This window comes from Streptomyces qinglanensis (genome assembly GCF_900111245.1).
Taxonomy (GTDB): domain Bacteria; phylum Actinomycetota; class Actinomycetes; order Streptomycetales; family Streptomycetaceae; genus Streptomyces; species Streptomyces qinglanensis.
Genome location: NZ_FOGO01000003.1, coordinates 273,349 through 300,291 on the forward strand (window position 1 = coordinate 273,349; position 26,943 = coordinate 300,291).

General features: G+C 72.3%; 23 protein-coding genes. 10 read left to right on the forward strand and 13 right to left on the reverse strand.

What is annotated here, in order from left to right:
• Positions 1-42: 42 nt before the first annotated feature.
• The 7 genes from BMX65_RS08295 to BMX65_RS08325 all read right to left on the reverse strand — a co-directional run bounded on the left by BMX65_RS08295 (position 43) and on the right by BMX65_RS08325 (position 7,613).
• Positions 43-465 (reverse strand): OsmC family protein, encoded by a 423-nt coding sequence (locus BMX65_RS08295; RefSeq protein WP_074999511.1) that lies wholly within the window; start codon positions 463-465, stop codon positions 43-45.
• A 420-nt stretch (positions 466-885) separates the two neighbouring features.
• Positions 886-3,264 (reverse strand): chitinase C-terminal domain-containing protein, encoded by a 2,379-nt coding sequence (locus BMX65_RS08300; protein ID WP_074999512.1) that lies wholly within the window; start codon positions 3,262-3,264, stop codon positions 886-888.
• Between the two features lie 167 nt (positions 3,265-3,431).
• Positions 3,432-4,694, reverse strand: coding sequence for a cytochrome P450 (locus BMX65_RS08305; protein ID WP_074999513.1), 1,263 nt, complete (start codon positions 4,692-4,694; stop codon positions 3,432-3,434).
• Entirely contained in the window at positions 4,691-5,311 is a 621-nt protein-coding gene (locus tag BMX65_RS08310) for a GTP-binding protein (protein ID WP_074999514.1), read from the reverse strand. Before BMX65_RS08310 ends, BMX65_RS08305 begins: the two co-directional genes overlap by 4 nt.
• The gene (locus BMX65_RS08315; protein WP_074999515.1) at positions 5,292-5,657 is read right to left on the reverse strand and encodes a DUF742 domain-containing protein; all 366 of its coding nucleotides are present in this window, start codon (positions 5,655-5,657) and stop codon (positions 5,292-5,294) included. The genes BMX65_RS08310 and BMX65_RS08315 overlap by 20 nt, the downstream gene beginning before the upstream one ends.
• On the reverse strand, positions 5,654-6,058 hold the full coding sequence (locus BMX65_RS08320) for a roadblock/LC7 domain-containing protein (protein WP_074999516.1): 405 nt from the start codon (positions 6,056-6,058) through the stop codon (positions 5,654-5,656). Before BMX65_RS08320 ends, BMX65_RS08315 begins: the two co-directional genes overlap by 4 nt.
• 4 nt (positions 6,059-6,062) lie before the next feature.
• Positions 6,063-7,613 (reverse strand): ATP-binding protein, encoded by a 1,551-nt coding sequence (locus BMX65_RS08325; protein WP_143081824.1) that lies wholly within the window; start codon positions 7,611-7,613, stop codon positions 6,063-6,065.
• 810 nt (positions 7,614-8,423) lie between these two features.
• Between BMX65_RS08325 and BMX65_RS08330 the strand changes: the two genes are divergently transcribed.
• Positions 8,424-10,076, forward strand: a complete 1,653-nt coding sequence (locus BMX65_RS08330) for a hypothetical protein (RefSeq protein ID WP_239501901.1) — start codon at positions 8,424-8,426, stop codon at positions 10,074-10,076.
• A gap of 307 nt (positions 10,077-10,383) precedes the next feature.
• Positions 10,384-11,694: an MFS transporter gene (locus tag BMX65_RS08335; RefSeq protein WP_239501900.1), complete on the forward strand. Its 1,311-nt coding sequence runs from the start codon at positions 10,384-10,386 to the stop codon at positions 11,692-11,694.
• Positions 11,695-11,763: 69 nt separating this feature from the next.
• Here BMX65_RS08335 and BMX65_RS08340 read toward each other — a convergent pair whose 3' ends face one another.
• On the reverse strand, positions 11,764-12,324 hold the full coding sequence (locus tag BMX65_RS08340) for a carboxymuconolactone decarboxylase family protein (protein WP_074999518.1): 561 nt from the start codon (positions 12,322-12,324) through the stop codon (positions 11,764-11,766).
• A 142-nt stretch (positions 12,325-12,466) separates the two neighbouring features.
• Here BMX65_RS08340 and BMX65_RS08345 point away from each other — a divergent pair, with 142 nt between their 5' ends.
• From BMX65_RS08345 to BMX65_RS08355, 3 genes are all read left to right on the forward strand, one after another.
• Positions 12,467-12,739, forward strand: coding sequence for a winged helix-turn-helix transcriptional regulator (locus BMX65_RS08345; RefSeq protein WP_425315510.1), 273 nt, complete (start codon positions 12,467-12,469; stop codon positions 12,737-12,739).
• Positions 12,740-12,977: 238 nt separating this feature from the next.
• The gene (locus BMX65_RS08350; protein ID WP_074999520.1) at positions 12,978-13,892 is read left to right on the forward strand and encodes an ATP-grasp domain-containing protein; all 915 of its coding nucleotides are present in this window, start codon (positions 12,978-12,980) and stop codon (positions 13,890-13,892) included.
• A complete protein-coding gene (locus BMX65_RS08355) occupies positions 13,889-14,749 on the forward strand; it encodes an ATP-grasp domain-containing protein (protein WP_074999521.1) in 861 nt (286 codons plus the stop codon). Before BMX65_RS08350 ends, BMX65_RS08355 begins: the two co-directional genes overlap by 4 nt.
• Before the next feature lie 64 nt (positions 14,750-14,813).
• Here BMX65_RS08355 and BMX65_RS08360 read toward each other — a convergent pair whose 3' ends face one another.
• From BMX65_RS08360 to BMX65_RS08370, 3 genes are all read right to left on the reverse strand, one after another.
• A complete protein-coding gene (locus BMX65_RS08360) occupies positions 14,814-15,422 on the reverse strand; it encodes a TIGR03086 family metal-binding protein (RefSeq protein WP_275435081.1) in 609 nt (202 codons plus the stop codon).
• A gap of 44 nt (positions 15,423-15,466) precedes the next feature.
• A complete protein-coding gene (locus tag BMX65_RS08365; RefSeq protein ID WP_074999522.1) occupies positions 15,467-16,564 on the reverse strand; it encodes an epoxide hydrolase in 1,098 nt (365 codons plus the stop codon).
• 75 nt (positions 16,565-16,639) lie between these two features.
• On the reverse strand, positions 16,640-17,587 hold the full coding sequence (locus tag BMX65_RS08370) for a LysR family transcriptional regulator (protein WP_162637636.1): 948 nt from the start codon (positions 17,585-17,587) through the stop codon (positions 16,640-16,642).
• Positions 17,588-17,840: 253 nt separating this feature from the next.
• On the opposite strand from BMX65_RS08370, the gene BMX65_RS08375 reads away from it, so the two are divergent.
• A complete protein-coding gene (locus tag BMX65_RS08375) occupies positions 17,841-19,283 on the forward strand; it encodes a purine-cytosine permease family protein (protein ID WP_074999523.1) in 1,443 nt (480 codons plus the stop codon).
• A gap of 254 nt (positions 19,284-19,537) precedes the next feature.
• Positions 19,538-20,365: an alpha/beta fold hydrolase gene (locus BMX65_RS08380; RefSeq protein ID WP_074999524.1), complete on the forward strand. Its 828-nt coding sequence runs from the start codon at positions 19,538-19,540 to the stop codon at positions 20,363-20,365.
• 93 nt (positions 20,366-20,458) lie between these two features.
• Here BMX65_RS08380 and BMX65_RS08385 read toward each other — a convergent pair whose 3' ends face one another.
• A complete protein-coding gene (locus BMX65_RS08385) occupies positions 20,459-21,193 on the reverse strand; it encodes a hypothetical protein (protein ID WP_074999525.1) in 735 nt (244 codons plus the stop codon).
• 157 nt (positions 21,194-21,350) lie between these two features.
• Here BMX65_RS08385 and BMX65_RS08390 point away from each other — a divergent pair, with 157 nt between their 5' ends.
• Both BMX65_RS08390 and BMX65_RS08395 read left to right on the forward strand, forming a co-directional pair.
• On the forward strand, positions 21,351-21,806 hold the full coding sequence (locus tag BMX65_RS08390; protein WP_074999526.1) for a BlaI/MecI/CopY family transcriptional regulator: 456 nt from the start codon (positions 21,351-21,353) through the stop codon (positions 21,804-21,806).
• Positions 21,807-21,809: 3 nt separating this feature from the next.
• Positions 21,810-22,760, forward strand: coding sequence for a M56 family metallopeptidase (locus BMX65_RS08395; protein WP_074999527.1), 951 nt, complete (start codon positions 21,810-21,812; stop codon positions 22,758-22,760).
• Between the two features lie 93 nt (positions 22,761-22,853).
• Here the strand turns inward: BMX65_RS08395 and BMX65_RS08400 are convergent, their stop codons facing one another.
• Positions 22,854-23,495: a TetR/AcrR family transcriptional regulator gene (locus BMX65_RS08400; RefSeq protein WP_074999528.1), complete on the reverse strand. Its 642-nt coding sequence runs from the start codon at positions 23,493-23,495 to the stop codon at positions 22,854-22,856.
• 497 nt (positions 23,496-23,992) lie between these two features.
• Here BMX65_RS08400 and BMX65_RS08405 point away from each other — a divergent pair, with 497 nt between their 5' ends.
• Complete coding sequence (locus BMX65_RS08405) at positions 23,993-26,890, forward strand: penicillin acylase family protein (protein ID WP_074999529.1); 2,898 nt, start codon at positions 23,993-23,995, stop codon at positions 26,888-26,890.
• Positions 26,891-26,943 lie beyond the last annotated feature (53 nt).

The window sequence follows — 26,943 nt, forward strand, 5'->3', positions numbered from 1 at the left end:
CGCGGGGCCGTCGGGCCCGCGGGCCGTGCGGTCCGGCGGCATTCAGGGGTCGACGAGTTCGACCTCCGCGTCCACGGGGCAGGAACGCATCGCTTCCCGCACGATTCCGTTCCGCGCCCGCGGATCGACGTTGGGGAGCGCGACCGCGGCGCGGGTGGTGAAGGAGTAGCGCAGCGCGCCCTCGTGGCTGAGGGCCACCTCCGCCCGCACCCGGCTGCCGCTCAGGTCGGCGCCCGTCTCACTGCCGACCACGCCGAGTGTCTGATGCAGACAGGACGCCACCGCGGCGGCGTAGAGCTGCTCGGGGCTCCATTCCGTCCCGTCGTGGGCCGCTTGCGGGCCGGGAGGGGCGGCCACCGGCAGTTCCCGTCCGCCCTCTTCCACGCCCACCCGGTCGCCGTCCGGCGAGGAGGGATCGCCCTTCACCGAGTAGGCCGCGGTGGTGTGGAGCGTGTGGTGCGACATCAGGGTCTCCTTCCGCGGCGGATCGGGCCTTTCCCGCATCCCGGCGGGCCGTTCCGAGGGCGGACGCGGACGGCCCGCCACCGGCAGCGGAGAGCGGGGTGCGGTCGTCCGCTGCTTCCCGCGGACCTCTCGTGGCCGCCGGGCGAAAGTCACCTGCCCGGTGTCCGGGCCGTGCGTCCGCCGCCTTCCGGGGTCACCAGGACGTGGCGCGCGAAACCTCGGCGCACCCGGCACGACCGGCAGCCCCCGGCACGCGGTGGCCGGTACCGCAGTGGTTCGCACCGCCGAGCGGCGCTCCGGCAGCACACCGGCCCCCCGGGGGGGGGGGGGGGGGGGTGACCGGTACCGGACACACCGCCGGAACGCCCGTCGGGGCGGACGGAGGCCGTCCGCCCCGACGGGCCGGGAACAGCGTCCGGCTCAGCAGGAGCCGAGGTCCTCCCAGACGCCTCCTCCCCCGCCGGTGCCGGGCTCGTCGCCCTGCGTCCACCACTTGGCCTTCCAGGTGTGGCCGTCGTGGGAGACCACGTCACCGCCGTGGTAGACGGTGGAGGCCGCCCACGCTTCGCCGGAGCACTCGCCGGGCTCCCCGGGATCGCCCGGATCGCCGGAGCCGGGTCGGACCACGGTCGTACCGCGCCTCAGGTCCCCGGCGAGCCCGTAGGCCGTGCCGTCGATGGTCACCGTCCAGTTGGACGGAGTCGAGACGGGCAGGTAGTAGACGAAGTCGAGCGAGATCGAGCCTCCGGGCGGCACGGACTGCCAGCCCGGCACCTTCAGTGCGACGCGCTGGAAGTCGCCGTCGAGTCCGCCCTTGTTGGGCCCGCTGTGGCCGCTCTTGATCACCTTCGCGCCGAAGCCGGACTGGTCCTTGGCGTTGTCCGGGGCGGAGGTTCCGTAGTCGAACTGGAACTCGGTGCCGCCGGGCAGCGTGGTCCCGGTGTTGTTGGTGATCGTCAGCTTCGGGCTGATGGGGTAGTTGGAGTCGCCCAGCGGGAAGTCCCCGAAGGAGACGTCGATGTCGACGGTGTCGGTGGGCAGGTCGGTGCCGGCCCGCCGGGCACCGTACGGCGAGGCGGACTTGAATGCGTCGTACATGACGGTCGTGAGCGTGTCGCCGCTCTCGTACTGGCCCTTCTCGCCGTTCCAGCCGTAGTCGCCCGCCAGTTCCCAGACCATCGTGCCGCCCAGGCCGCGGTCCACCACGTAGTCGGCCTTCGCCGCGACCGACTGCTCGTCCTCGGTGGACAGGAAGACCTTCTTCTTCTCGTTCCACAGCCAGGGCGCCACGAGCGTCGAGTCGTAGTGCCGGGTGTAGGTGCCCTCCAGGGAGGTGTCGGCCGGGAAGCCGTAGTCGGTCACGTAGTCACCGACGACACCTTTCTCCAGGTTCTTGGCGTGCCACATCGGGTTCGACCCCGCGGGGGACTCCTCCCCGTTCGCGTCCTTGTCGTGCCACAGGTTGTCGATGCCGACGGCGCCGTCGCCGCACGTGCTGAGCCCGGACCCGGCGGGGCAGTCGGACGAGGGCGCGGTGCCCCAGAGCCCGTCGGTGCCGCCCTGCACGTTCTTGTGCCCGCGGGTGTAGTAGGGCAGTCCGATGTTGATGCGGCCCGCGGGCATCGATCCGCGGAAGTAGTGGTACGCCCAGTCGGTGTTCAGATAGCCGATGCCGCCGTACTGCGAGGTGTTGTAGACCCCGGCGGCGGCAAGTTCGCCGTCCTTCCCGTCGTCGAAGAGCGAGGCGTTGGGACCGACGTACTTGTTCCAGGCGCCGTGCAGGTCGTAGGACATGATGTTGACGTAGTCCAGGTACTTCTGCATCTGGTACGTCTCCATGCCGCGCAGCAGCCATCCGGAGGCCGGTGCGGCGGCCGTGAGCAGGTAGTGCCGCCCGTCCTCGGCCCCGGCCCGGTCGAGCTTCTGGCGCAGCGTCTTCATCAGCGCGTCGTAGCCCTTCACCAGGCCCGCGCGCCGCGGGTTGGCCAGCGACCAGTCCAGCGGGTTGCCCGCGTCCTTCATGCTGGTGGCGTACTCGTAGTCGATGTCGACGCCGTTGAAGCCGTAGGTGCGGACGAAGTCCACCGCGGAGTCGGCGAACGTCTCGATGCCGGTGCGGTTCACCGAGCCGTCGGAGTTCGTGGCCATCTTGTAGAACCCGCCGGAGGCCACCCGCTCCCCGTCGTCGCCGAGGTAGCCGCCGCTCTCCGCCCAACCGCCGACGGAGATCATGGTCTTCACGTTCGGGTGCTGCTTCTTGAACTTGTTGAGCAGATTGAAGTGGCCCTTGTAGGAGTACGCGGGGTCCATCTCGGCTCCCGGGACACCGGGCCAGGTCATCCCGGTGGCCGGGTTGTCCACGCCGTCGGCGCCGACCGAGATCCGGTCGTCGCCGCCCACGTGCGCGAAGGCGTAGTTGAGGTGGGTGACCTTGTCCCACGGGATGTCGTCGACGAGGTACGCCGGCTTGCCGTCCTTGCCCGTGCGCCAGCTGCTGAAGTAGCCGATGACGCGGCGCTGATGGTCGCCGCCCATCTTCTCGCGCCCGTTGCCGTCGTAGACCGAGCAGTACGGGACGTCGACGCCCGGCGTGGCGTACAGGCCGTCGGGACGGCAGGACTCGTCCGCGCCGGCCGGCGCGGACGCGGAGTCGGTACCGGAGGGGGGTGCGGCGTGCGGTGCGGCTGCCGCCGGGGCGGTGAGACCGCCGAGCAGCAGCGCCGCGGTCGCGGCCGCGACCGCGGAGAGCGCGGCTCTCCCGGGTCTGAGCGGGGTTCTCCCGCGTCTGGGGGACACCATCTGATTCCTCCTGGGGGGTCGGTGTCGCACCGGGCGGCGGCCCCGCGACGTGCCGCCCCGCGAGGCCGCCACAGATGAAGGTGACGCAGACCTTAAGAGGACTAGACCAGTAGGTCAATAGGTCTGTACCAAAGAACCGGCCCGTCGGCCCGCCGCCGCCTCCGGCGTCACACCGGGAAGGTGACCGGAAGGCGGTCCAGCCGGGTCTCCCAGGTGGAGGCCGTGTCGGTGAGTTCGGCGGGGTCGACGGCGGGCCGCAGCCCCGGCAGCCGGTGCACCAGTACCTCCACCGCCGTCTCGATGATGGCCTGCCCGATGGCCTGCCCCGGGCACTCGTGCGGGCCGCTGCTGAACGCCAGATGGGCCTGGTTGCCGCGGACCGCCGTGCCGGTGCGGGGCCGGATCTCCGGGTCCAGGTTCCCCGGACCCAGCCCGAGGATCAGCAGGTCGCCCGCCCTGACCTGCTGGCCGCCCAGTTCGCAGTCGGCGGTGGCGAACCGGCCCGGCAGCACGGCCAGCGGCGGGGAGTTCCACATCATCTCCTCGACGATCGCCGTGACCGTCAACTGCCCGCTCACCAGGTCGGCGAGATGGGAACTGCTGCCGAGCACCGCCTGCAGCACCCGGGCCAGCAGATTGCTGGTGGTGGTGTGGGCCGCGATGAGCACGAGGCGGAGGTGGTTCTGCACCTCGTCGTCGTCCAGGCAGGCGGGGTGCTCGATCAGCCCGGTGGCGAAGTCCGGACCGGGTTCGGCCCGCTTGTGCGCCGTCAGCTCCGCGAGGACCCGCATGATCCGCTCGTTGTGCTCGACGGCGCCCTCACCGCCCCGCATCATCTGAGCGCAGGACGCGACCAGTTGTTCCCCGTCCGACTCGGGCAGCCCGAAGAGCCGGGTGAGCACCAGCATGGGAAGGTGTTCGGAGTACTGCGGGACCAGGTCGGCGCGGCCGGTGTGCGCGAAGGCGTCGATCTGCTTGTGCGCGAAGTGCACGACATGGCGGCGTATCCCGCGGTTGGCGACCGTCGCCATGCTGTCGGTGACCGCGCCGCGCAGCCGCTGATGCGGCTCCCCGTCCTGGGAGAGGCAGTCGGGGCGCCAGCCCAGCATCGGGATGAGCGGGGACATCTCCTCGATCCGCCCCTCCTGCCAGTCCCGCCATCGTCGCGAGTCCCGGCTGAACTGGCCCGGGTTGTCCAGCGCCCGCCGGTTCTCCCGGTAGCCGAGCACCAGCCAGGCCCGCACATCCCCCTCCAGCAGGACCGGCGCCACCGGCCCGTACTGCTTGCGCAGCCGCGAGTAGGTCGCGTACGGGTCGGCCGTGGACTCCGCCGCGTACAGCCTGGTCGCCGCGCCGGTGTGCCCCACCGGGCAGCCGGCGGGCGGGAGCGGCGCCTCCAGGCGCGTACCGTCGGAGGGCTGGGCGTTCATCGGGACTCCAATACGGCGGCGGAGCGTTCCTTGACGTGGCGGATGAGCGTGATCAGCACATCGCGGCTCGACACCCGGTCGCGTGCGTCGCAGTCGACGATCGGGGTGGCGGGCGAGACGGCCAGGGCCTCCCGCACCTCCTCGGCCGGATGGCGGCGGGCGTCCGGGAAGACATTGACGGCGATGACGAACGGGACCTCCAGCCGCTCCATCTCCTCGATGGCCCGGAAGCTGGACTGCAACCGCCGGGTGTCCACCAGGACGACCGCACCGAGCGCACCCTTGAACAGTCCGTTCCACAGGAACCAGAACCGCTCCTGGCCCGGCGTGCCGAACAGGTAGAGCACGAGCTGTTCGTTCAGGCTGATCCGGCCGAAGTCGAGGCTGACCGTGGTGCTCTTCTTGTCCGCGACGCCGACCAGGTCGTCGACCCCGGCGCTGGCCTGCGTGAGGGTCTCCTCCGTGGTCAGCGGCACGATGTCGCTCACCGAGCCGACCATGGTCGTCTTCCCCGTGCCGAAGCCGCCGGCGACCATCACCTTGACCGACCGGCTCCCCTGATTCAGCGCGTCCGCCCGCTGCGGGAACGCCGGCTGGTCAAAGCCGTTGAAGTCCACTGAGTACCTCCTCGAGAAGCGCGAGGTCGGGGCCGGGGTCACCCGTACCTGCGATGGGATCACGGGCTTCCACCCGGCCTGCGCCCAGCAGATCGGCCACCAGCACCGCGAGGATGTTGAAGGGCAGCCGCAGGTGCGCGCCCAGTTCGGCCACCGACAGCGGGTCGCGGCACCAGCGGAGGATGGCGTCGTGCTCGGGCTGGCCCCCGGGCTCGGGCACGGAGCGGGTGACGAGCAGGGTGGCCACGTCGAGGGTCGCCGCTCCCCCGGGGGCGCTGCGGCCGCCGGTGAGTACGTAGTAGCGCTCCAGCCCGGACGGGCCCGAGCCCTGCCGCGGCTGGGTCATCCAGGCTGCCCCTGCCGCGGCACGGTCCCGAGGAGGTCTCCCATCCTGCGGGCGCAGTCCCTCATCTGGTGCCCGAGCAGCCCCTGGTCGAGCCCGGACCTGGCGAGCACGCCCAGGTATGTCTCGGTTCCGGCGCGGACGACGAACAGGTGCCCGCCGTCCACTTCGATCCCGGCGAGCCGGAGCTGGCCGTTCTCCTTGGGGAACTGCTCGGCGACCGGCTGGGCCAGCGACTGCAGTCCCGCGACGATGGCGGCGAACCGGTCGGCGTCGTCCGGGTCGGCGCCGTAGGAGGTGATGGCCTTTCCGTCGGAGGAGGCCACCAGCGCGAAGCGGATCTCCTGGATGCTCTCCGCCAGCTCGCGGAGCGCCCAGCTCAGGTCGGTCTGGTGCTGCGTCATGTGGCTAGTCACCCTCTTGTCGGTCGTCGAGGCGGTCGTGCGTGTCGGGTGCGGAGGCCGGACCGCTGCCGGAGACGAAGGCGGCCAGTCCGGCGAAGGACTCCTCGGGCGGTACGCCCGGGTCCTCCCCGGCCGGGGTGCGCATGCCGTGGCGGATGCCGGGCCCGTCCGCGGACTGCTTGCTCCGCTTGGGCAGACCGCCCGGCGTGGTGCCGCTCTGCGGCGGCTCCTCCTCCGGCACCTCGTCCGCCGGCGGGCTCGCCGGGACCGGCTCGGGGCGCCGCCGGGGGATGGCGGCCCGCACCGAGGACGGGTCGGGGTAGCGGGGCTGGTCGAGGGGCTTGAAGTACTTGTGCGGCACGACCACGACGACGGCGGTTCCGAGCCACGGCGAGTGGTCGAAGGTGACCGTGATGCCGTACTTGCGCGCGAGGTTGCCCACGACCCGCAGGCCGAGCTGGGCGTCCTCGGCCAGTCCGTCCGGACCCGAGCCGACGGCCACCCCGTCCAGCAGCCGCAGCGCCTGGCGCCGCTTCTCCTCCTTGAGCCCGGTCCCGGCGTCCTGGATCTCGATGCCCAGCCCGTTGGGGACTTCCCGGCCGGACACGATCACCGTCTCGGCCGGGGGCGAGTACCGCGTCGCGTTGTCCATCAGGTGGGCGAGGATCAGCGTGAGGTGGTCGACCAGGCTCCCGTCGACGCCCAGTTCGGGAAGGCTGCGCAGTTGAACGCGCTTGTACTCCTTGATGCGCGCCATGCCGCCGCGGGCCACGCTGATCAGCGGCTGGTGGGTCTGCCACTGTCTGCCCGGCCGGTCGGCTCCGCCCAGCACGACGATGCTGGCGGCCAGGCAGTCGGCGGGGCCGATCTCCTGGTCGAGCTGCATCAGATCGCGCGCCACCGTCGGCAGGTTGCCGTGCACGCCCTGCATCTCGTGCAGCTGGGCCCGGATCTTGCTGGTGTACACCTGCATCCGGCTGCCGATGCTGACCACCGACTGGCGGGCCGAGGTGCTGCGGTCGAACTCCTCCTCGATGGCGATCATGGCGGACCGCAGGATCTTCCGGAAGGTGCCGCGGAACTCCTCGGGCACGTCAGGATCCTCGGCCAGCGGCCGCAGCAGGTCGTCCATCGCCTCGCCCTGGCGCAGCGCGTCGATCGCGGCCGGGAGGAACTCCTCCGGCAGCCGCAGCAGTTGCACCCGGTGCCGCTCGGTGACGTCGGTCAGGCGCGCCTGCAGGCCCGACAGTTCGGTGGTGTACTTCTCCTCCACCGACGCCAGCCACCGCTCCCACTGCTCCTTGTCCCGCATCGCCTGGTCCCGGTGCGTGCCGACCGCGTGGCGGAACCGGCGTTCGCAGTTCAGCAGGCGCTCGACGCACACAGCCGTGGCCGCGGTGGCCACCGCTCCGGCGATGAGCACCGCCGGCTGCGCCCCGGCCGATCCCGCGACCACCGCGACGGCCGTGGCCACGCATATCGCTACGGGAAGTGCCCACCACGCATACCAGGCAGCGGGCAGCCGGGCCGCGGGTGGGGTCGTGGCAAGTTCCATCTGGGTCCTCAACCAATTGCTCGGGCGGGGCGGGTCGGAAACGCTCTTCGGCGGCCGGATCCGTGACCGGAGGCGGCTCTCGCCGAATGGTCCGCCGACACTTCCGCTTCCTCTCGAAGAGTGGTCCTGAAGCGGTGTGACGGCAGGCCACAGCTCCCGGGAGCGCCAACCCGCCGGGAGTCGGGGAGTTTAGCCAGACGCAGGCCCACCTCGCAGGAGATGCCATGTTCCGCCATACATCTCGGATTTCCGTTCGAACAGGGTTGCGCGAAATCCGGCTCCCCTCGGCCGCGGCACGTCCGTCCTCGATTCCCGCGGCGGGCGGCGGAAGATCGGCTTCGACCTGCGGACGGGAACAGTTCGCGGCTGCCCGCCCCCGCGCCGCGGGCGGCGTCGGCGGCACTCCGCCCCGATGGAACGGCCGGGATTGTTCGAACAGTTCTGCGCGCCAACTTGTTGATGATTCTTGAACCATCTACTCACGTAGGAGTTCATTTTCTGGTCTACTTTGACCGTCCTGGATCAGTCACATGAGCCAGGCACATACCGCGTACACACCCCGGATGCATCCGACGATTGTGGGGAGACTCTCCTGGCACCGGCAGGACGTCCCGCCGGCCGCGCGGCCCACCCCGCGAAGCCCGCGACCGTAAGGGCTCTTCTGCCTGCCGACCTGCTTCGGACAGGTCATCGGCGAACATCCGGATCGGCACCCCCACCCGAGGAGTGCACTGAGCCGGCGCAACCGCGCGCGCGTGTCATGCGCGCAGCACCGCCGTGGGCGACCCCACGAGCAGGAGGGACTCACCGATGGAACGAAGCGCGACCAGTGGCGAACTGGCAAACGTGATCAAAAACGTGATCAAGAGTTCTACCGACGATTTCAAACAACGCGAGAAAATCGGCATCGCACGTTGCGACACGGCAGTCCGCCGGGAAGATCGGCATCGCGCCATATTCCCCGTCGAGGGTGTGCTGAGCCGTACCCCACGGGAATTCACCGCACTCGACGAGCACGGGGCGGAGCGCCTGCGGCGGCTGGAGGCGGGTCTTGCCGTCGTGCAGGAGGACTTTCCCGGGCTGGAGACCGGTGTCGCCCTGTGCCGGCTCTCGTGCGCGTTACTGGAAGGCGCCTGGCGCGAACGCGCCGCGAGCCCGGACGCGCCCGCGGACGACGACACGTGCGCCTGTGCCCTCTGCGCCCACCTGCCCGAGCCGCTCCCCCGCGGGCTGGAGGACTACGACTGGCGCAGGAGCGACGGACGCCCGCTGCGGGTCAAGACCTGGCCCGAGCGGAAGGAACTCGACAGCGTGCTGACGGGCGGCTGGGTGTGGACCCGGAAGATGAACGACTCCGAACGGGACCTCGGCCTCCGCTTCCGGCACCAGGACGACATTCTGGTGCTCCACGAGTACAAGCGCGTCGAGGCGGCGATCGAGGTGTCCGAGAGCGCCCGGCGCGTCCGGCGGGGGCTCACGCGAGACCGCACGAGCAACGGGGCGCGCGCTCTGCTGTGCGGGCTCTACGCCGCGCACAAGCGGGCGGTCGACGAGTACTGGCTCGACCAGCATGTGGCGGGCGCGGTCGCACTCCCCCAGCGCACGCCGCTCGACAAGCCCTCCTACGCGCTGCTGCAGCTCATGGACTGCCTGTTCTGGCACGTCTCGCCGGACGAGGAGCTCTGGCAGGAGGAGCACCTGGCGGCGCTGGTCCTGTGCCGTGTGCTCAACGACATGACCGACGTCCGCGCCGACGCGGTGACCGGCGAGGCCAGCAATTTCTGGCTGAGTTCCATGTCCACCCACGACAAGGCGCTCTACGGCGCCTGCGTCGTCGCGCTCCTCAAGTACGGTTGCATGCCGGAATCCCACGGCCTGCGGTGGAACTCCTGGCTGATGAACACCACCGTCGTCTGGGAAGGGCTGACGGGCAGGCACGCCCTGTGGTTCGACGGGATCACCGACGGTCTCCCCGCACGGGAGGACTGCCTCCTGTGCGGCATCGAGCCCAACGCCTGCACCGGCCTGCTGACCGGAGGCGTGGCACTGGAGGTCGGCGCCACCCCGCTGGTGGAACACCTCGGCGCCGCGGCGGCTGCCCTCTCGGCGCGCTGCCGCCGGGAGCAGCCCGCGGTGTGGCGGCTCTTCGACCGCGAACTGGCCGCCTTCGAGGCGCTGCACGGGGAGTGGCGCGGCAACGTCGGCTCGGTCTGGGAGATCCTCCGCCGCACCTACGTCGCCGGAGTCCGGGCGTGTCTGGCCGGCGGGCGGGGCGCCCGCGCGGTCCAGACGGACTCCGGGGAGGTGGGTGCGGCCCTGTTCCACACCCTGCACCGGCCGCCCGCCTGCAAGGAGGACACGGCGCTGCTCTCCTACATGTTCGGCTGCGCCCATCCGCACTTCCTGTGGAACGCCCAGGGGTACGCGCCGTCCGCCGTCGTCGGTGACTGGCTGGACGGCTGAGCAACCGCCTCCGGGCGTCGGAGAACGCGCGGAATGCGGCGCCGGTGGACGCGCGTGCCGCACACGCCGCCGCCGGTCCGGCGCCGCACCCGCAGGACGGACAGGCAGCGGGCGGAAGCGGGCGCGCAGGGAAGCTCTGCTCCGATTCCGGGAAGCGTGTCCGTCCCGGCACCCCGAAGTCCACCACGGGGAGGCAGCCGGGCGATCCGGTCGGCTCCCGTGCCGGCGCCGTGAGCGCGGCAGGAGAGTGTCCCGTGGCGACCCCTCCGAAGTCCCGTAGTGAACCCTCCGAAGGAGCGACCGGCATATGGCGAGCCGCCCGCGGCCCTCTCCGCGCCGAGCACCGCGGCACTCGGCCGTCCTGCGGGAACGGAACTTCCGCGTCTTCTTCATCGGCTGCACCACCTCGATGCTCGGCACGGCCATGGCGACGGTCGCGCTCGCGTTCGCGGTCCTGGACGCCACAGGCTCGCTCTCCGACCTCAGCCTCGTGATGGCGGCGCGGATCGTGCCGCTCGTCGCCCTCCTGCTGGGCGGCGGCGTCCTCGGCGACCGGCTGCCCCGGCGGCTGATCATGCTGTGCTCCGACTGGCTGCGCGCACTGACCCAGGGTGTGCTGGCAGTCCTGCTCCTGACCGGCTCGGTCCGGCTGTGGCAACTCCTCCTGCTGGCCGCACTCGGCGGCGTCGGCGAAGCCTTCTTCAAGCCCTCCTTCGACGGGCTGCTGCCGCACGTGGTCTCCGCCGCGCGGCTCCCGGACGCCAACACCATGATCGGCCTGGGCAACTCGGTGGCGGGCGTGGCGGGTCCCGCACTCGCGGGGGTGCTGGTGACTCTGACCTCCCCCGCCACGGTGCTGATGGTGGACGCCGGAACCTACGCCGTGTGCGCCCTGTTCCTGATGCTGCTGCGCGTCCCGCCGTCCCGGTCGGCGGTCGCCGGCACCGGTGTGCTGCGCGAGTTGCGGGAGGGCTGGGGGGTCTTCACCGCGCACCGGTGGCTGTGGACGGTGACGCTGCAGTTCACCATGTTCAACTTCGTCGTCTGGGCACCGTATCTGGTACTCGGACCGGCCGCCGCGGAGGAGAGCTACACCGGAGCCGGCTCGTGGGGCGCGGTCGTGGCGGTCTACGGCCTCGGCTCCGTCACCGGCGGGCTGCTCCTGCTCGGCCGGCGGCCCTCGCGGCCCCTGCTGGTCACCACCCTGGTCACGGTGCTGTGGGCGGCCCCTTCCGCCGCACTGGCCGCCCGGGCACCGCTCGGGGTGGTGTGTGCCGGGGCCCTGTGTGCCGGGGTGGCCAACTCGGTCTTCAACGCCCTGTGGATGACGACCATTCAGCAGTACGTGCCGCGTGCGGCGCTCTCGCGGGTGATGTCCTACGTGTCGTTCGGTGCCTACTCCATCGGCCCGCTCGGCCTCGCCCTGGCCGGGCCACTGGCGGAGCGTACGAGCATCTCGACGGTGCTGGCCGTCGGAGTCTGCTGGCAGGTGGCCGCCAACGCCTGCGTCCTGTGCCTGCCGTCGGTGCGCGGGGTGCGCCTGATCAGCGCGGCGGGCAGCGCGCCGGTCGCGGGGCCCGCCCGGGAGCACACGCCTCGGGGCGGGCCCCCGGCCTGACCGTGCGCCTCCTCCGGGGGACCGGGGGCCGACCGGGAGCGGCGCCGAGGCGGCCGAGGTGCCGGGGGCTCACCGGGAGGGGAACGGCGGCGCCCAGGGCTCGCCCTCCAGCAGCAGCCCGTTGGCCAGGCAGCTGATGGTCCGGTACCAGCCGATCAGCACGAGGAGCTCCAGCAGTTGCGCGTCCTCGTAGTGGGACCGCAACGCGGTCCAGGCGGGGTCGGACAACCGTGCGGTCTCGTGCAGTTCGTCGACCGCACCCATCAGCGCCACCTGCCGGGGGGTGAAGACCGGATCGGCCGCCGCACCGGGGGCGGCGGTGGCACGCAACTGCTCGGAGCCGAGTCCGGCCTGCCGGGCGAGGGTCGCGGCGTGCACGCCCCACTCGTAGGCGCAGTCCGCGCGTGCCGTCACCCGCGCGATGACAAGCTCCCGGTCGACGGCGGGCAGGGAGCCGTGGCCGAGCAGACCGGCGCCCAGCGCGAACATCCGCGAGGCGAGCGCGGGGTTGCGGTGCAGCACCCGGAAGAGCACGAGGGGCTCGTGCGGAACTCCCGGGGGCATCCAGCGATCCAGTGCCCCGGCGACGTCGGCGGGGTACGGAGGAGTGAGCGGTTCGATGCGCGGCACAGCGCCCCCTTGCTTCGATTTTCGAACCACTATGCTGCTTCGACAGTCGAAGCACAAGAGAAGGGAGCCAGGAATGGACACCGGAGCCGCAACACCCCGGCCCGGCGCACCGGTCCGCGGATCCGCTTCGGGCCGCCCGATCATGGCCGCCCTCGATCTGCTCGGACGCCGCTGGACCATGCGCATCGTCTGGGAGCTCAGCCAGGCCCCGGCCGGCTTCCGGGAGCTCCAGCGCCGGTGCGAGCGGATGTCCTCCAGCGTGCTGAGCACCCGGCTGGAAGAGCTGGCCCAGGCCCGGCTGCTCACCCTGAGGGACGACGGCTACCGCCTGACGCCGCTCGGCCAGGAGCTCGTGGACGCCCTCCGCCCGCTGGGCGACTGGAGCCGGCGGTGGGCGGACGCAGCGGACGCCTGAGGCCGTGCGCACGGCCCGGGGTGCCACGACCCCGCACCGGTCAGGAACGCCGTGCCGGTCGCCCGGCGTCATCCGGCGCGTCCGGCAGCCGTCACCGTGGTGCCGGGGCCCCGCACCAGCCCGGCCCCCGGGCCGGTGACGGATCGCCAGAAGAGGGGTTGGATCATGCAGTTGGACGGTCAGCGGGATGTCGGACGGCTCCGGCATCCGGAGTTGCGCAGAGGGGCGGCGAAAGCTCATGAGGCTCTGTTTCCTGGTGGAGGAGCGGTACCGGGAGGACGGCATGCCGATGGCGGTCATCCGCCGGCTCAGGGCCTGGGGGCACTGTGTGGACGTGCTGCGGCCGGGCGTCTCGCTGATCCGGGTCTCGGAGGACATCCGGGCCGGCAGCCACGACGCCTGGGTCCTCAAGACCGTGCCGCACGGCCCCGGGCTGACACTGCTGGAAGCCGCCGCCGCGGTGGGGCTCACCACGGTCAACGACGCGCGTTCGGTCCGCGGTGTGCGGGACAAGGCCCTCGCCGCGGCGGTGGGCCGCAGCCGCGGGCTGCCGGTGCCGGTCACCTACGCGGTGGCACGGCCGGAGTCCCTGGGAGAGATCCCCTCTTCCGCGTTCCCCCTGGTGGTCAAACCCGCCGACGGAAGCGCGGGCCGGGCCGTCCGGCTGGTGTCCTCGCCCGAACTGCTGCCGCGGCTGTGCGGCGAGCTGGCCGGTGAAGGGCTGCTGATCGCCCAGCCGTACGTGCCCAACTCCGGTACGGATCTGAAGGTGTACTGCGTCGGCGGAGAGATGTTCGCCACCCAACGGTGTTCGCCGCTGCACCCCGAGCTGTCGGTACCCGAGCAGCAGGTGCCGCTGAGCGCGGAGGTGGCCGCTCTCGCCGCCGAGACAGGAAGCGTCTACGGACTCGACCTGTACGGCGTGGACGTGCTGCTCGGCCCCGAGGGCCCGGTCGTCGTCGATGTGAACGACTTCCCGAGTTTCCGCCAGGTGCCCGACGCGACGGCACGGGTGGCGCACGCGATCCTCGCCCTGGCGCGCGCGGGGAGCGCCAGGCGTCCGCAGGCAGTGCTGCCGACGTCACCCGGCGGGGCGTTGGGACCGGAACCGGCCGCGTCGCAGGTCGCCGCCGGGGTCGGGGACCCCCGGTGAGGGTCGTTCTGATCACCCCGCGGCCCGACCATCCGCTGCTCGCCGCCGCCACGGCCCTGCTGCGTCCCGACCACCGGGTGGAGGTGATCGACCCGGCGACCGCGGCGGCCGCTCCGCAGTGCGCCGAACCGGAACGCCCGCTGGCCGACGTCTACCTGCTCAAGGCCCGCACCCCGCGCGCACTCGCCCTGGCTCACGCCCTGGAGCGGCACGGTGCGGTGGTGGTGAACTCCGCCGCGGCGACCGCACGATGCCAGGACCGGACGCGGATGGCCGGGCTCGCCCACCGGGCCGGGTTGCCGTTCGTGCGGGGCCGGACGGTGGGCGCGCTGCGGGAACTGGCCGGACTGCAGCCGACGCGCCCGCTCGTCGTCAAGAGCCGGTACAGCAGGCGCGGCGACCTCGTCGCCCGCGTCGACGGTGCCCGGGAGATCCGGGCACTGTGCGGCATATGGGGCTCCGAACCGGTCGTGGTGCAGCCGTTCGCGGCGAACGACGGCTGGGACCGCAAGCTGTGGGTGATCTCCGGACAGCTCTTCGCGGGACTGCGCCGCTCGGAACTGGCCGAGGACAGCCCCGCGGGACCCGCGGGCCGCGAGCCGGCCGAGCCCCTCGCACCCGGCGACCTGCCGCGCGACTGGTACGACCTCGCGCTGCGGACGGGCGCGGCCTTCGGCCTGGAGGTGTACGGACTCGACCTCGTCGACGGCGGCGGGGGCCCGCTGATCGTGGACGTCAACGCGTTCCCCGGGATCCGCGGCCAGGCGGGGGCACCGCGCGCGCTCGCCGAACTCGTCCTGCGGAAGGGTGCCGCCGCACGGAGCGCCCCCGGCGCCGAACGCAGCCCCGGACGGTGAGCGGCGGCGCCGGGCGCGTAAGGCGGTGCCCCCGCGGCCGGAGGCAGGGGCACCGGCCGCGCGCTCAGACCAGCGGCGACCAGTCGGGGCGGCGCCCCAGGTAGCGGAGCAGTTCGCCGCCCGGCTCCTCCGCAGCCGGAGCCCCCGCAGGATCGGCTGCGGGCTCCAGCGCGGGTGCATAGGCGCCGAAGTTCCGCAGCGGTTCGACGATCTGCCGGGCGGCCGGCAGCAGGTACCCGGCCAGCTCCGCGGTCAGCGGCGAGGGCCGCCCGAGCGCGACCGCGATGTCCCAGGCGTGCACGGCCGCATCGAGTGCGCAGGCTCCCAGACCGAGAGCGGGGGACATCGCGTTGGGCGGTACCGGCACCCGCACCTCCTCGGCGTCGGCGGGCACGTCCGCCCAGGCGGCGGCCGCCGCGGTGAGGGCCGACTCGAGCAGCGCCCCGGGGTCGTCGCCGAGTTCGCCCGAGGGTGCGAAGGGGTCCTCGGTCGGACCGGGGCCTCCGGTCAGGAAGGCGGCGAAGGCGAGCTGGTCGCCCACCGCGTGCTGCAGGACCTGGGCCGCATCCCACTTCTCGCAGGGCGTCGGCAGCCGCAGGCCCGCCGCGTCGACCCCGCGCACTGCCGCGCGCAGCGCCTGGTGCGCCTGCTCCAGTACGAGTCTTCCGGTCACGGTCGTCTCCATCCGTTCGGGGTTCACAGATTGTTCGAGGGTGTTCACAGGTTTCCGTAGAACGCCGCGAGGTCCTCGGCCAGCGCCTCGGGGGCGACGTGGTGCAGGTAGTGGGTGGGTTCCGGATGGACCGTCCAGGACCGGATGTCGCCGTGGTCGCGCTCGGCGAACCGGCGGATTCCGTAGAAGTCGCCCACGGAGCCGGACAGCGCGAGCGGCACCGTCGTGCGGCCCTCCGGCCGGGGCGCCTTGGCGTTCTCGTAGTACAGCCGGAGCGCGGATCCCGCAGTCCCGGTGAACCAGTGGATCGCGGCGTTGGCGAGCACGAAGTCGTCGTCGAGCTCCTCGCCCAGCAACTGGTCCAGCCAGCCCAGCAGTCCCGCCGGCGAGTCCAGCAGCGCGTGCGCGAGCGTCTGCGGCTGCTGCGCGTGCACCTGGTTGAAGGCCGACTTGTGCTCCATGAACCAGTTCAGGTTGTCGAGCGCCTGCCGCTCCTCGTCGGTCAGTCCGGTCAGTTCGGCCGGATCGCCCGACGGGAAGGAGAAGACCTGGGTGACGTGAGTGCCCACGACGCGCTCCGGAGCAGCCCTGCCCACCTCGACGGAGATCATCGACCCCGCGTCGTTGCCCGCCGCGCCGTACCGCTCGTAGCCGAGCCGCCGCATCAGGGTGTCCCAGGCGCGGGCGATCCGCCGGTTGTCCCAGCCCTCCTCGGTGGTCGGACCCGAGAAGCCGAAGCCGGGGATCGACGGAATCACCAGGTGGAAGCCGCCCGCGGTGAGGGGAGCGACGATGTTCTCGAACTCCACGACCGAGCCGGGCCAACCGTGGGTCAGCAGCAGCGGCAGCGCGTCGGCGTGTTCGGAGCGGATGTGCAGGAAGTGCACCCGCTGCCCGTCGATCCGGGTGATGAACTGCGGGTGGCGGTTGAGCCGCTCCTCCTGGGCCCGCCAGTCGTAGCCGTGGCGCCAGTACTCCGCCAGGTGCCGGACCCGGTCGGTCGCCACACCGTAGTCCGGACCGGGGGCCGGGTCGGCGAACCTGGTCGCCGCGAGCCGTGCGGCGAGAGCGTCCGTCTCGCTCTTGGGGATCTCGATCCGGAAGCGCCGTATCGCTGTGTCCTCGCGCGTGTCCTCGCTCATGCCTTCCATGATTCCGCCTGCTCCGACCTGGAACAACGCCCGATCGCAGCACGACCGTGATGCCAGACGAAACGATCACCCGGACGCGGCTGCGGGCCCGCCGGACGGCCAGCCGGCCGCCCGGGCGAACGCGACGGCCTCGTCCACGAACGACTGCCCGAGCGCGTTCCGCGTCGCGGCGGCCCACACCGGACGGATCGGCATCGACGGCAGCCCCAGCAGCGGCAGCACGACGACACCGGGGCGGTGGTAGGCGTCGAGCAGCGAGCTGAACGTCAGGTGCACGAGACGCTGCTCGGCGACCAGCGGCAGCACGTCCTCGATGTAGCGCGAATCGGGCCGCCGGAACGAGAGCTTCCGGCCCGCGGGTGTGACGGCAGGTGCCCATGCGTCCCCGTACCACTTCGGCAGGCTGGGGTAGATCACGTCGTGCTCGGCCAGGTCCTCGACGTGCACCGCCGTACCCCCGGCCAGCGGATGGTCGACGGCCATCATCACCGCGCGCGGCGTCCGCTGCAGCACCGGTCCGACGACCAGTTCGGTGAGCGGCGCCGACTCCACCGGCATCCAGGTCACGAACACGTCGACCGGCCAGCGCCCCTCCGCCTCGATCCAGTCGAACAGGTCCACTGTCGGGTGCGCCGACTGCACGATCCGGGCGGCCGGGAACCTGCCTTCGAACGCTTCGACGAGCGCCGGGGCCACCTTCTCCGGAAGGGTGGTGGAGAAGCCCACCCGCAGCACCTTGCCGCCCTGTCCCGCGGCCTCCCGCACCTCGGCGACCGCCCGCTCGATCCGGACGTATGCCGCCCGCAGCTCCGTGAACAGGTGCTCGCCCGACGGGGTCAGTCGCACTCGCCTGCTCGTCCGTTCGAAGAGCGGAGTTCCTGCCCGGCGCTCCACCGTGCGGACCAGATTGCTCACCCGCGAGGTCGAGAGAGTCAGCCGCTCCGCCGCCCGGCCGAAGTGCAGTTCCTCGGCCACCGCCAGGAACGCCTCGATCTCCCGCATCTCCAGGCCCATACCGCCAACGCCCCCCGAATCGCCGCACATCCGAACCGGCATGCTAATCCGGTATCCCAGGAATGCGGATGCGCTCGCGGGAGGCCACCTGGTGACGGCAGTGGCTCGCAGCGCAGCGACAGCCGTCACGCAGGATTCACGCCGATGTATTGACGGCCATTCACTCGACCCCCAGCATGAATACACCCATGCAGAACCGGTCGGGGCGACTGCGGGAAGAGCCGCCCGGACCGGTGGAGGAAAGGTGCAACGGATGGCCGGAGTGGTGGAGCGGCGTTCGATCGACGTCGTCCCGGACGCGGAGCGACACGGCAGGGCATTCAGCCAGTTCACCCTCTGGCTGGGCGCCAACCTCCAGATCACCGCCGTGGTGACCGGCGCCCTCGCGGTCGTCTTCGGGGCACCCGCCTTCTGGGCGGTGGCCGGTCTGCTGCTCGGCAATCTGCTCGGCGGGGCGGTCATGGCGCTGCACTCCGCGCAGGGGCCCCGGCTGGGACTGCCGCAGATGATCTCCAGCCGGGCCCAGTTCGGGGTGCGGGGCGCGGTGGTGCCGCTGGCCCTGGTCGTCGTGATGTACATCGGCTTCTTCGCCAGCGGCAGCGTGCTGGCGGGCCAGGCGGTCGGCGAGCTGACGCACCTCGGCGACACCCCGGGCATCGTGCTGTTCGCCACCGTCACCGCCGTGGCCGCGGCCGTCGGATACCGGATCATCCACGCGCTGGGCAGGGTGGCGAGCCTGGTGTGCGCCGTGGCCTTCGTCTTCCTCGGCATCCGGCTGCTGGAGCGCGCCGATCTGTCCGGACTGCTGGCCGAACGGGCCTTCTCCTTCCCCCTCTTCCTGCTGGCGGTCTCGCTCTCCGCCTCCTGGCAACTGGCCTTCGGCCCGTACGTCGCCGACTACTCGCGCTACCTGCCGCGGTCGACCTCGGCCCGCGCCACGTTCTGGTGGACGCTGAGCGGTTCGGTGCTCGGCTCCCAGTGGTCCATGACCTTCGGCGCCCTGGCCGCCGCAACGGCCGGTCCGGCGTTCGTCGGGCACGAGGTGAGCTATGTCGTGGGACTGGGCGGCGCCGGGCTCATGGCCTCGCTGCTCTATTTCGTCATCGCGCTGGGGAAGCTGACCATCAACGTCCTCAACACCTACGGCGGCTTCATGTCGATGGTGACCGGCGTCAGCGGCTTCCGGGGGCAGCGCGAGCTGGGCCCGCGGGCCAGAGCCGGATACATCGCCGTCATCATGGCCGCCGGCACAGCGGTGGCGCTGGCCGGGAAGGACAGCTTCCTGACCTCCTTCAAGGACTTCCTGCTCTTCCTGCTCACGGCGTTCACACCGTGGTCGGCCATCAACCTGGTGGACTACTACCTGATCGCCAGGGAGCGCTACGACCTGCCGGCGCTCAGCGACCCGCACGGGCGGTACGGCGCGTGGCGCCGACGGGCCCTCGCCGTCTACGGCGCCGGGCTCTGCGTGCAGCTCCCCTTCCTGGCCACGCACTTCTACACCGGACCGCTGGTGGATCCGCTCGGCGGCGCGGACATCTCCTGGCTGGTGGGGCTCGCCGTGCCCGCCGCCCTGTACTGGCTGCTGTGCCGCAACGACACGGCCCACATCCCGGAGCGGACCGTCCTGGCCCCGCCCGGCGACCGCGGCCCCGCGCCGGAAGCCGCACCGGTGACCGCACAGCCGCCCGGGTGAGGACCGGCCCGCGCGCCCGCCGCGGACGCCGCCCTCGGCAGCCGGCCCGGTGCGTCGTCCCGGGCTGCGCGGCGGTGCTCCGGACGTCTCCGCAGGGGACGAAGCAGCCGGTCAGCCGGGGGGCGGGGGATCCGGATTGCGGATTGCCCGCCGGAGCGGAGCATGGGGAGGAAGGGCGGGGCGGGTGCGGGCCGCGCCGCGTGGCCGCCGCCCGGCCCGCGAGGGACCCGGCAGCCCGGTGAGAGGACCACTCCATGCCCGTGATCACCACACGCGACGACGTCGAGATCTTCTACAAGGACTGGGGACGGGGACGGCCGGTGGTCTTCATCCACGGCTGGCCGCTGGCCGGGGATGCCTGGCAGGACCAGCTCAAGGCGGTGGCGGACGCGGGCTACCGCGGCATCGCGCACGACCGCCGCGGCCACGGGCACTCCACCCCGGTGTGGGACGGTTACGACTTCGACACCTTCGCCGACGACCTCGACGACCTGATCACCGGGCTGGACCTGCGTGAGGTCACCCTCGTCGCACACTCGATGGGCGGCGGCGAACTGGCCCGCTACATCGGCCGGCACGGCACCTCCAGGATCCGCTCGGCGGTCCTGCTCTCGGCCATCCCACCGGTGATGATCAAGTCGGCGGACAACCCGGAGGGAGTGCCGGACGAGGTCTTCCAGCAGATCAAGAACGGCATCCTCACCGAGCGCTCGCAGTTCTGGAAGGACACCTCCGAGCAGTTCTTCTCCGCCGACCGGCCGGGCAGCAGAGCCACGCAGGGCAACCGGGACGCCTTCTGGTACATGGCGATGGCCGAGACCGTCGAGGGCGGCGTGCGGTGTGTGGACGCGTTCGCCTACACCGACTTCACCGAGGACCTGCAGCGGTTCGACGTGCCGACCCTCGTCGTCCACGGCGACGACGACCAGGTGGTCCCGATCGAGGCCACCGGCCGCAAGTCCGCGAAGATCGTGCCGAACGCGGAACTGAAGGTCTACGAAGGCGGCAGCCACGGCATGGCCCTGGTACCGGGCCACAAGGAGAAGTTCAACACGGACCTGCTCGACTTCCTCCGACGCTGAGCAGCCGCGCCCCGTACGGGCCGCCGCCCCGGTCCCGCCGGGGCGGCGGCGGGTGTGTTCCGGTGCGCTGCCCGCGGCGGCCCGCGCACCGCCTCACTGTCCCGTGGCGGGCCCGCCGAATCCGGGGCTGTCGAATCCGGGGGACACGAAGCGGGGACCGGCAGGGCCCCGGGATCCGGCCCTCTCCGATCCGGCGGGGGCGCCGGGGTCCGCGGCGTCGAGCAGGCGGTGGTGGAGGTAGGGCAGCACCGCGCGCTCCAGCAGCGCCGCGCGCCAGGCCGCGTGTGCCGCTTCCTCGGCGGCGGACCGGCGCGCCGGACCGGAGCGCCTGCGTGCGGTGACGGCGAGGCGGCCGAGGCCCAGCGAAGCCGTGACGGCCGCGACTCCCGCTCCGGCCCAGCCGGTCACCACCAGCGAGGCGCCTGCGGCCTGTTGCACGCCGACGAGCATCAGCAGATACCCGAGCACGAGGAAGATCACCGCCGCCGCGCCCGCGGTCAGGGGGACGAGGACGGCGAGCGCGGCCACCAGGTCGCCGCCCGGTCCCGCGGCAGCGCGGGGAGCCGCACCGGGCGCTCCTTCCTGCGAGTTGCCCGCCGCCCTGGCCCGGCACCATTCGCGGTACTCGGCCGCTGCCTGCGCCCAGAGGTCGTCCACCGCCTCGTGCGCCCAGCTCCGCAGCCGCTCCGCAGCCGCCGGGGGCGCGCCCCGCAGCGCCTCGCCGAGCGCACCGGACCGCAGGGCCTCTTCGACCACCCGCGCATACTCGGCCCGTTCCTCGGGTCCGATGGGGGAACCCGTCCTCCCCGCGATCGGCGGCGCTCCCATTACTCTTCCTCTCGAAGTACCGACGGAGACCACGAAAATCTACAGACATGTAGAAGATACTGGGTGGGCGGCACCACGGCCACACCGCCGCCCGGAGGGCGATCCGTGCGGCAACTCCCCGGCAGGACCCGCAGGGAGCAGCGGAAGGAGCGACACGTTGGTCGGCACAGACGGCACAGACGAGACCGGCAGCACCGACGGCCCGGCGCGGGAGCCGGGGCGCCGACGCGGGCAGGGCGAACTGGAGGCCGTCGTCCTGGAGGCCCTGCACGGCGCCGGCGAACCGGTCACCGCCGCCTGGGTGCGGGAGCGCCTGGGCGGCGGCCTGGCGTACACCACGGTGGTCACCATCCTCACCCGGCTGCTGGCCAAACAGGCGGTCACCCGGCGGAAGTCCGGCCGCTCGTTCCTGTGGTCCCCGGCGGCCGACCCGGCGGGACTGGCGGCCAACCGCATGCGGCAGGTGCTGGACGGGCAGAGCGACCGCGGAACCGTGCTGACCCGGTTCGTCTCCGGGCTGTCCGACGACGACGAGCGGCTGCTGCGCCGCCTGCTGCGCCGGACCACCCGCGAGGGCACCCGTGCCCGCGGCGCGGAACCCGAGGGCGACTGAGCCGTGGGGTTCTTCGTCCTGCTCCCCCTGGTGCTGCCGGTGACGTCCTGGCCCGCCGCCCGGCTCGCCGAGCGGCATCTCCACCCGCGCGCGGCGACCCGGCTGCTGACCGGACTCGGCGTGGTGCTGGCCCTGTGCAGCACCGTCTGTCTGGGGCTGCTGGTCGTGGTGGGAACGGCCCAGCTTCCGGGGAACCCGCTGCCCGACGCCTGGTCCGACCCCGAGGTGCGGGCCGCGGTCCCCTACGACGAGGCCCTGGGGCAGGTGTCGATCCCCGCGCTCGCGCTGCTGCTCGCGGCCGGCACGGCCACCCTGGTACGGCACGGACACACCAGGCGGCGCGCACGGCAGGCGCTGCGGGGGCTGCGCAGTTCGCCCGTCGCGATCCTCCCGGACAGTGCCCCCTACGCCTTCGCACTGCCGGGCGGCCGCCGCAGCAGGGCGCGCATCGTCGTCTCCACCGGGATGCTGGAGGCGCTGGAGCCGGCCGAGCGGCGCGCCCTCTTCGCCCACGAGCGCGCCCATCTGACGGCCCGCCATTCCCGCACCCTGCTGCTGGCCGAACTCGCGGCAGCCGCCCACCCCTTTCTCCGCCCGCTGCGCACCGCCGTCGCCTTCGGCGTGGAGCGCTGGGCGGACGAGGAAGCCGCGCGTGAGGTCGGTGACCGGGTGCTGACCGCCCGCGCCGTCGGCAAGGCCGGGCTCCTCGCACGGCGCAGCCCCGCACCGACGGTGCCCGCCGCCGCGGGCGGCGGACCGGTGCCCCGGCGCGTACAAGCGCTGCTGGCTCCCGCCCCGGCCGCCGGGCTGCTGCCCCCGCACGGGACGGCCTCCGGACTCCTCGCCGGACTGGCCGCCTGGTTCGCCGCCGCGGGAGCCGCCACCTCCGCCCTCTCCTCGGCGAACGCCGCCATCGCGCTCGCCGTCATCCTGCACGCGGCCACTCCGCTGTGAGTGCCGGCCGGCGCCCTCGGCCCGCGCAACGGGGGCGGCCGGGCCCGGCCGCCCCCGGGCGGGACAGGCAGCGCGGGCGGCCGCCGCCGCTGATCAGCCCGCTGTCGCGCTCCCGTCGGCGACGCGCTCCTCGTCCGCGGCCCTGGACCGCACCTGTCCGACCACGTGCTCGGCGAGGGTGTCCAGGACCGCGGCGGCCTCCTGCCCGCCGCCCAGCACGAGGTAGTTGAGCGTGAGCCCGTCGATCACCGAGGTCAGATAGCGCACCAGGGTCTCGGCAGGGACCAGGAGCACGAGGTCGAGCTCCCGGCACAGGTGGTCGATGAGCTGCCGGTTGGCGGCGGCGTACTGCTCGTACTGGCGCTCGGCCAGATATTCGAAACCGGGTCGGCGCAGCGCGTACTGGGTCAACTCGTAGGTGAGCATGTGCTCGGCGGGGTGGGCGAGCACATGGTCCCAGTACGTGCGCAGCGCGGCGCCGACGCTGTCGCGCAGCTCGCGGCCGGGCCGGAGGCGTTCGGCGACCGGCGTCACCGAGTGCGCGGTGATGGTGTGCATGACGTCCTCGACCAGCGCCTGCTTGGAGTCGAAGCAGTAGTGGAAGACGCTGAGCGAGACCCCGGCCTCCGCGCAGATGGAACGTGTGGTCGCCTTCGCGACGCCGTCCCGGGTCATCACGCGGATCGCCGCCTCGACCAACTGCCTGCGCCGCTCCGCGGACGGCAACCGTCCCATGGTCCCCTCCTCCTGAAGCCGGGTGCGGACCCCTGGAGCCTCGGCGTCCGGATCGCGCCGGGCTCGCGGGTCCCGGTACGCCCCCGCGCGGCGCTGCCGCCGCCCCGGTACCGCTCCTCCCTGACTGCCGCACCACGCGGGTCCGCGCACCGTACCCCGCTCCCCCGTCGGGTCCGGCCCGGCACCGGCGGAGGACGCCCGGCGGCAGCGGCTCCGGAGTGAAGACTCTGTGGACCCGGTGCGAAGGGCCGGGGACGGGCGGGTGCGGCGGGCGCCGAAGCGGCGCACGCATGTCGCGGTTTGACATGCTCGCGCCGGAATTGCGCGGGGCGGAAGCGGACAGAGCACGACGTGAGGATCCGTCAGACCACGTTCCAGTTCAAGCGTCCGGGACGATTGACCTGATATTCCGGCGGCTGCATCCTTCCGGTCACGGGACGCGGGCGGCCCGGCCGCGGCCGGCCCCGTCGAGCGGCGATCGCCTGAGGGGGCGTCAGATGCGAAAACGGTGGACCGGTCTGGTCACGGCAGCGTGTCTGGTGGTGACCGCGGCGCCCTCGCTCGCGGTCGCCGCTCCGGCTGCCCCGGCACCGCACGAGCGGACCGCCGCGGCGTCCGGGGAGGTGGCCGACTACTGCCGGGGGCAGTGCCACGACATCCTGCCGCCGGGCGAGAACGGCTCGGCCACCGCGGCCCAGATCATCCTGAACAAGATCACCGGCGCCAAACCGAAGCACACCGACGACCAGTTGGGCCCCTACGCCGACCTGGTGGACGAGTACGCCGGACTGACCGACGGAAAGCTCAGCACCTTCTTCAACGACGCCTCCTTCGGCGTCCCCGACGACCAGGTCGAGAGCCGGAAGCGGCCGGGCGGCCGGGACGACGTCACCATCACCCGCGACAAGTCCGGGATCCCGCACATCAAGGGGACCACCAGGTTCGGCACCGAGTACGGCGCCGGATACGCGGCGGGCCAGGACCGGCTGTGGATGATGGACGTCTTCCGGCACATCGGCCGCGGCGAGCTGACCTCCTTCGCGGGCGGCGCCGAGGGCAACCGGCAGTTGGAGCAGCAGTTCTACCTGGGCGGTGCCTACCGGGAGAGCGAACTGGCGGCGCAGGTGGACCGGGTGCGCAACTCGGGGCCGCGGGGCGAGCAGGCGTTCCAGGACGTCACCGCCTACCTCAAGGGGCTCAACCGGTACATCAGCGACGCGAAGAAGGGGCTGTACTTCCCCGGTGAGTACGACCTGACCGGCAACGCCGACATCTTCACCGGCGACGGGATCGAACCGTTCGAGGCGACCGACCTGGTCGCCATCGGCACCGTCATCAGCGCGCTGTTCGGCTCGGGGGGCGGCAACCAGGTCGCCGCCGCACTGGTCAAACAGGCGGCCGAGCACAAGTACGGGAAGGAGGAGGGGGAGAAGGTCTACCGGGCCTTCCGCATGCAGAACGACCCGGAGGCCGACCTCACCCTCCACGACGGCCAGCGGTTCGACTACGCGGCCTCTCCGGAGAACCCCCGCGCGGTGGCCATGCCCGATCCGGGTTCGGTGAGCAGGCAGCAGGTGGTCTACGACCCCACCGGCTCGGCCGCCGACGGGCAGCAGGCGAAGCGGACGTCCGGCACGGACGCGGTGGGCACCGGCGCCGTGGCCGAGTCGGCGCGGGAGCGGTCGGCCACCTCCGACGCCAACGTCCGGCACAAGCCGGAGCTCGCCCAGGCCGAGGGCGCGCTGTCGGACGGTGTGCTGCCGAAGGACCTCTTCGCCCGCAAGCACGGCATGTCGAACGCCCTCGTGGTGTCCGGCAAGCACACCGACACCGGCAACCCGGTGGCGGTGTTCGGCCCGCAGACCGGCTACTTCGCACCCCAACTGCTGATGCTCCAGGAGATCCAGGGCCCCGGGCTCAGCGCCCGCGGCGCGGCCTTCGCCGGGCTCAACCTGTACGTGCAGCTCGGCCGGGGGCAGGACTACGCCTGGAGCGCCACCTCGGCGAACCAGAACATGACCGACACCTACGCGGTGGACCTGTGCAACGCCGACGGCAGCCCGGCGACGAAGGACTCCAGCGGGTACATGTTCCACGGCACCTGCACCCCGATGGAGAAGCTCGTCCGCAAGAACGCCTGGAGCCCGACCGTGGCCGACGGCACCAAGGCCGGCTCCTACAAGCTGGTGGCGCACCGGACTGCGTACGGAGTGGTCCGCTACCGCGCCACGGTCGACGGCGACCCCGTGGCGTACACCACGCTGCGCTCCACCTACCGGCACGAGGTGGACACGCTGATCGGCTTCCAGATGTTCAACGACCCGGAGGCGGTGACCGGTCCCGAGAGTTTCCAGGAGGCCGCCTCCAGGATCGGCTACACGTTCAACTGGTTCTACGCCGACGCCCGGCACACGGCCTACTACAACTCCGGCCTCAACCCGACCCGCAGCCCGGGCGTGGACCCCAACCTGCCCATCAGGGCCGGTGCGAGCACCGAGTGGCGGGGCTGGGACCCGGAGACCAACACCGTGCCCAACACGCCGGACGCGGAGCATCCGCAGGACATCGACCAGGACTACTACGAGTCCTGGAACAACAAGATCGCCAAGGGCTACACGGTGGCGGGTTTCGGCGACGGCCCCGTCTACCGCAGCAACCTGCTCGACCGCCGCATCACGTCCCTGATCAGCGACGGCGGCAAGGTCTCGCGGGCCTCCCTGACCCGCGCCATGGAGGACGCGGCGGTCACCGACCTGCGGGGCGAGGCCGTGCTCCCCGAACTGCTGAAGGTCATCGACACCGAGAAGGTCACCGATCCGGAGCTGAAGGAGACCGTCGACGGCCTGCGCGGCTGGCTGGAGGACGGGGCGAAACGCAAGGAGACCGGGCCGGGCACCCGGACCTACGCGCACGCCGACGCGATCCGGACGATGGACGCCTGGTGGCCGCTGCTGGTGGAGGACGAGTTCCGCCCCGGCCTGGGGCCGGATCTCTACGGCGCCCTGACGGACGCCCTGCAGATCGACGAGGCACCCTCCACCCCGGGCGGCGGGGTGGCGCACAAGGGCTCGTCCTTCCAGCACGGCTGGTGGTCCTACATGCACAAGGACCTGCGCAAGGTGCTCGGCGAGCAGGTGCCGGGGGCCGCGCCGGAGACGTTCTGCGGCGCGGGCGACGTGGCGCAGTGCCGGCACGTCCTGCTGAGCGCCCTGGAGAAGGCCGCGCGTACCCCGGCGAAGAGCACGTACCCGGGCGACGACGTGTGCGAGGCGGGCGACCAGTGGTGTGCCGATTCCATCCAGCAGCGTCCCCTGGGCGGCATCACCGACGACCTGACCAACTGGCAGAACCGCCCGACCTATCAGCAGGTGGTGCAGTTCCCGGCGCACCGGTGAGGTGACCGGGGAAGCGGCGGCGAGGGGGTACCGGTCCGGCCGGTGCCCCCTCG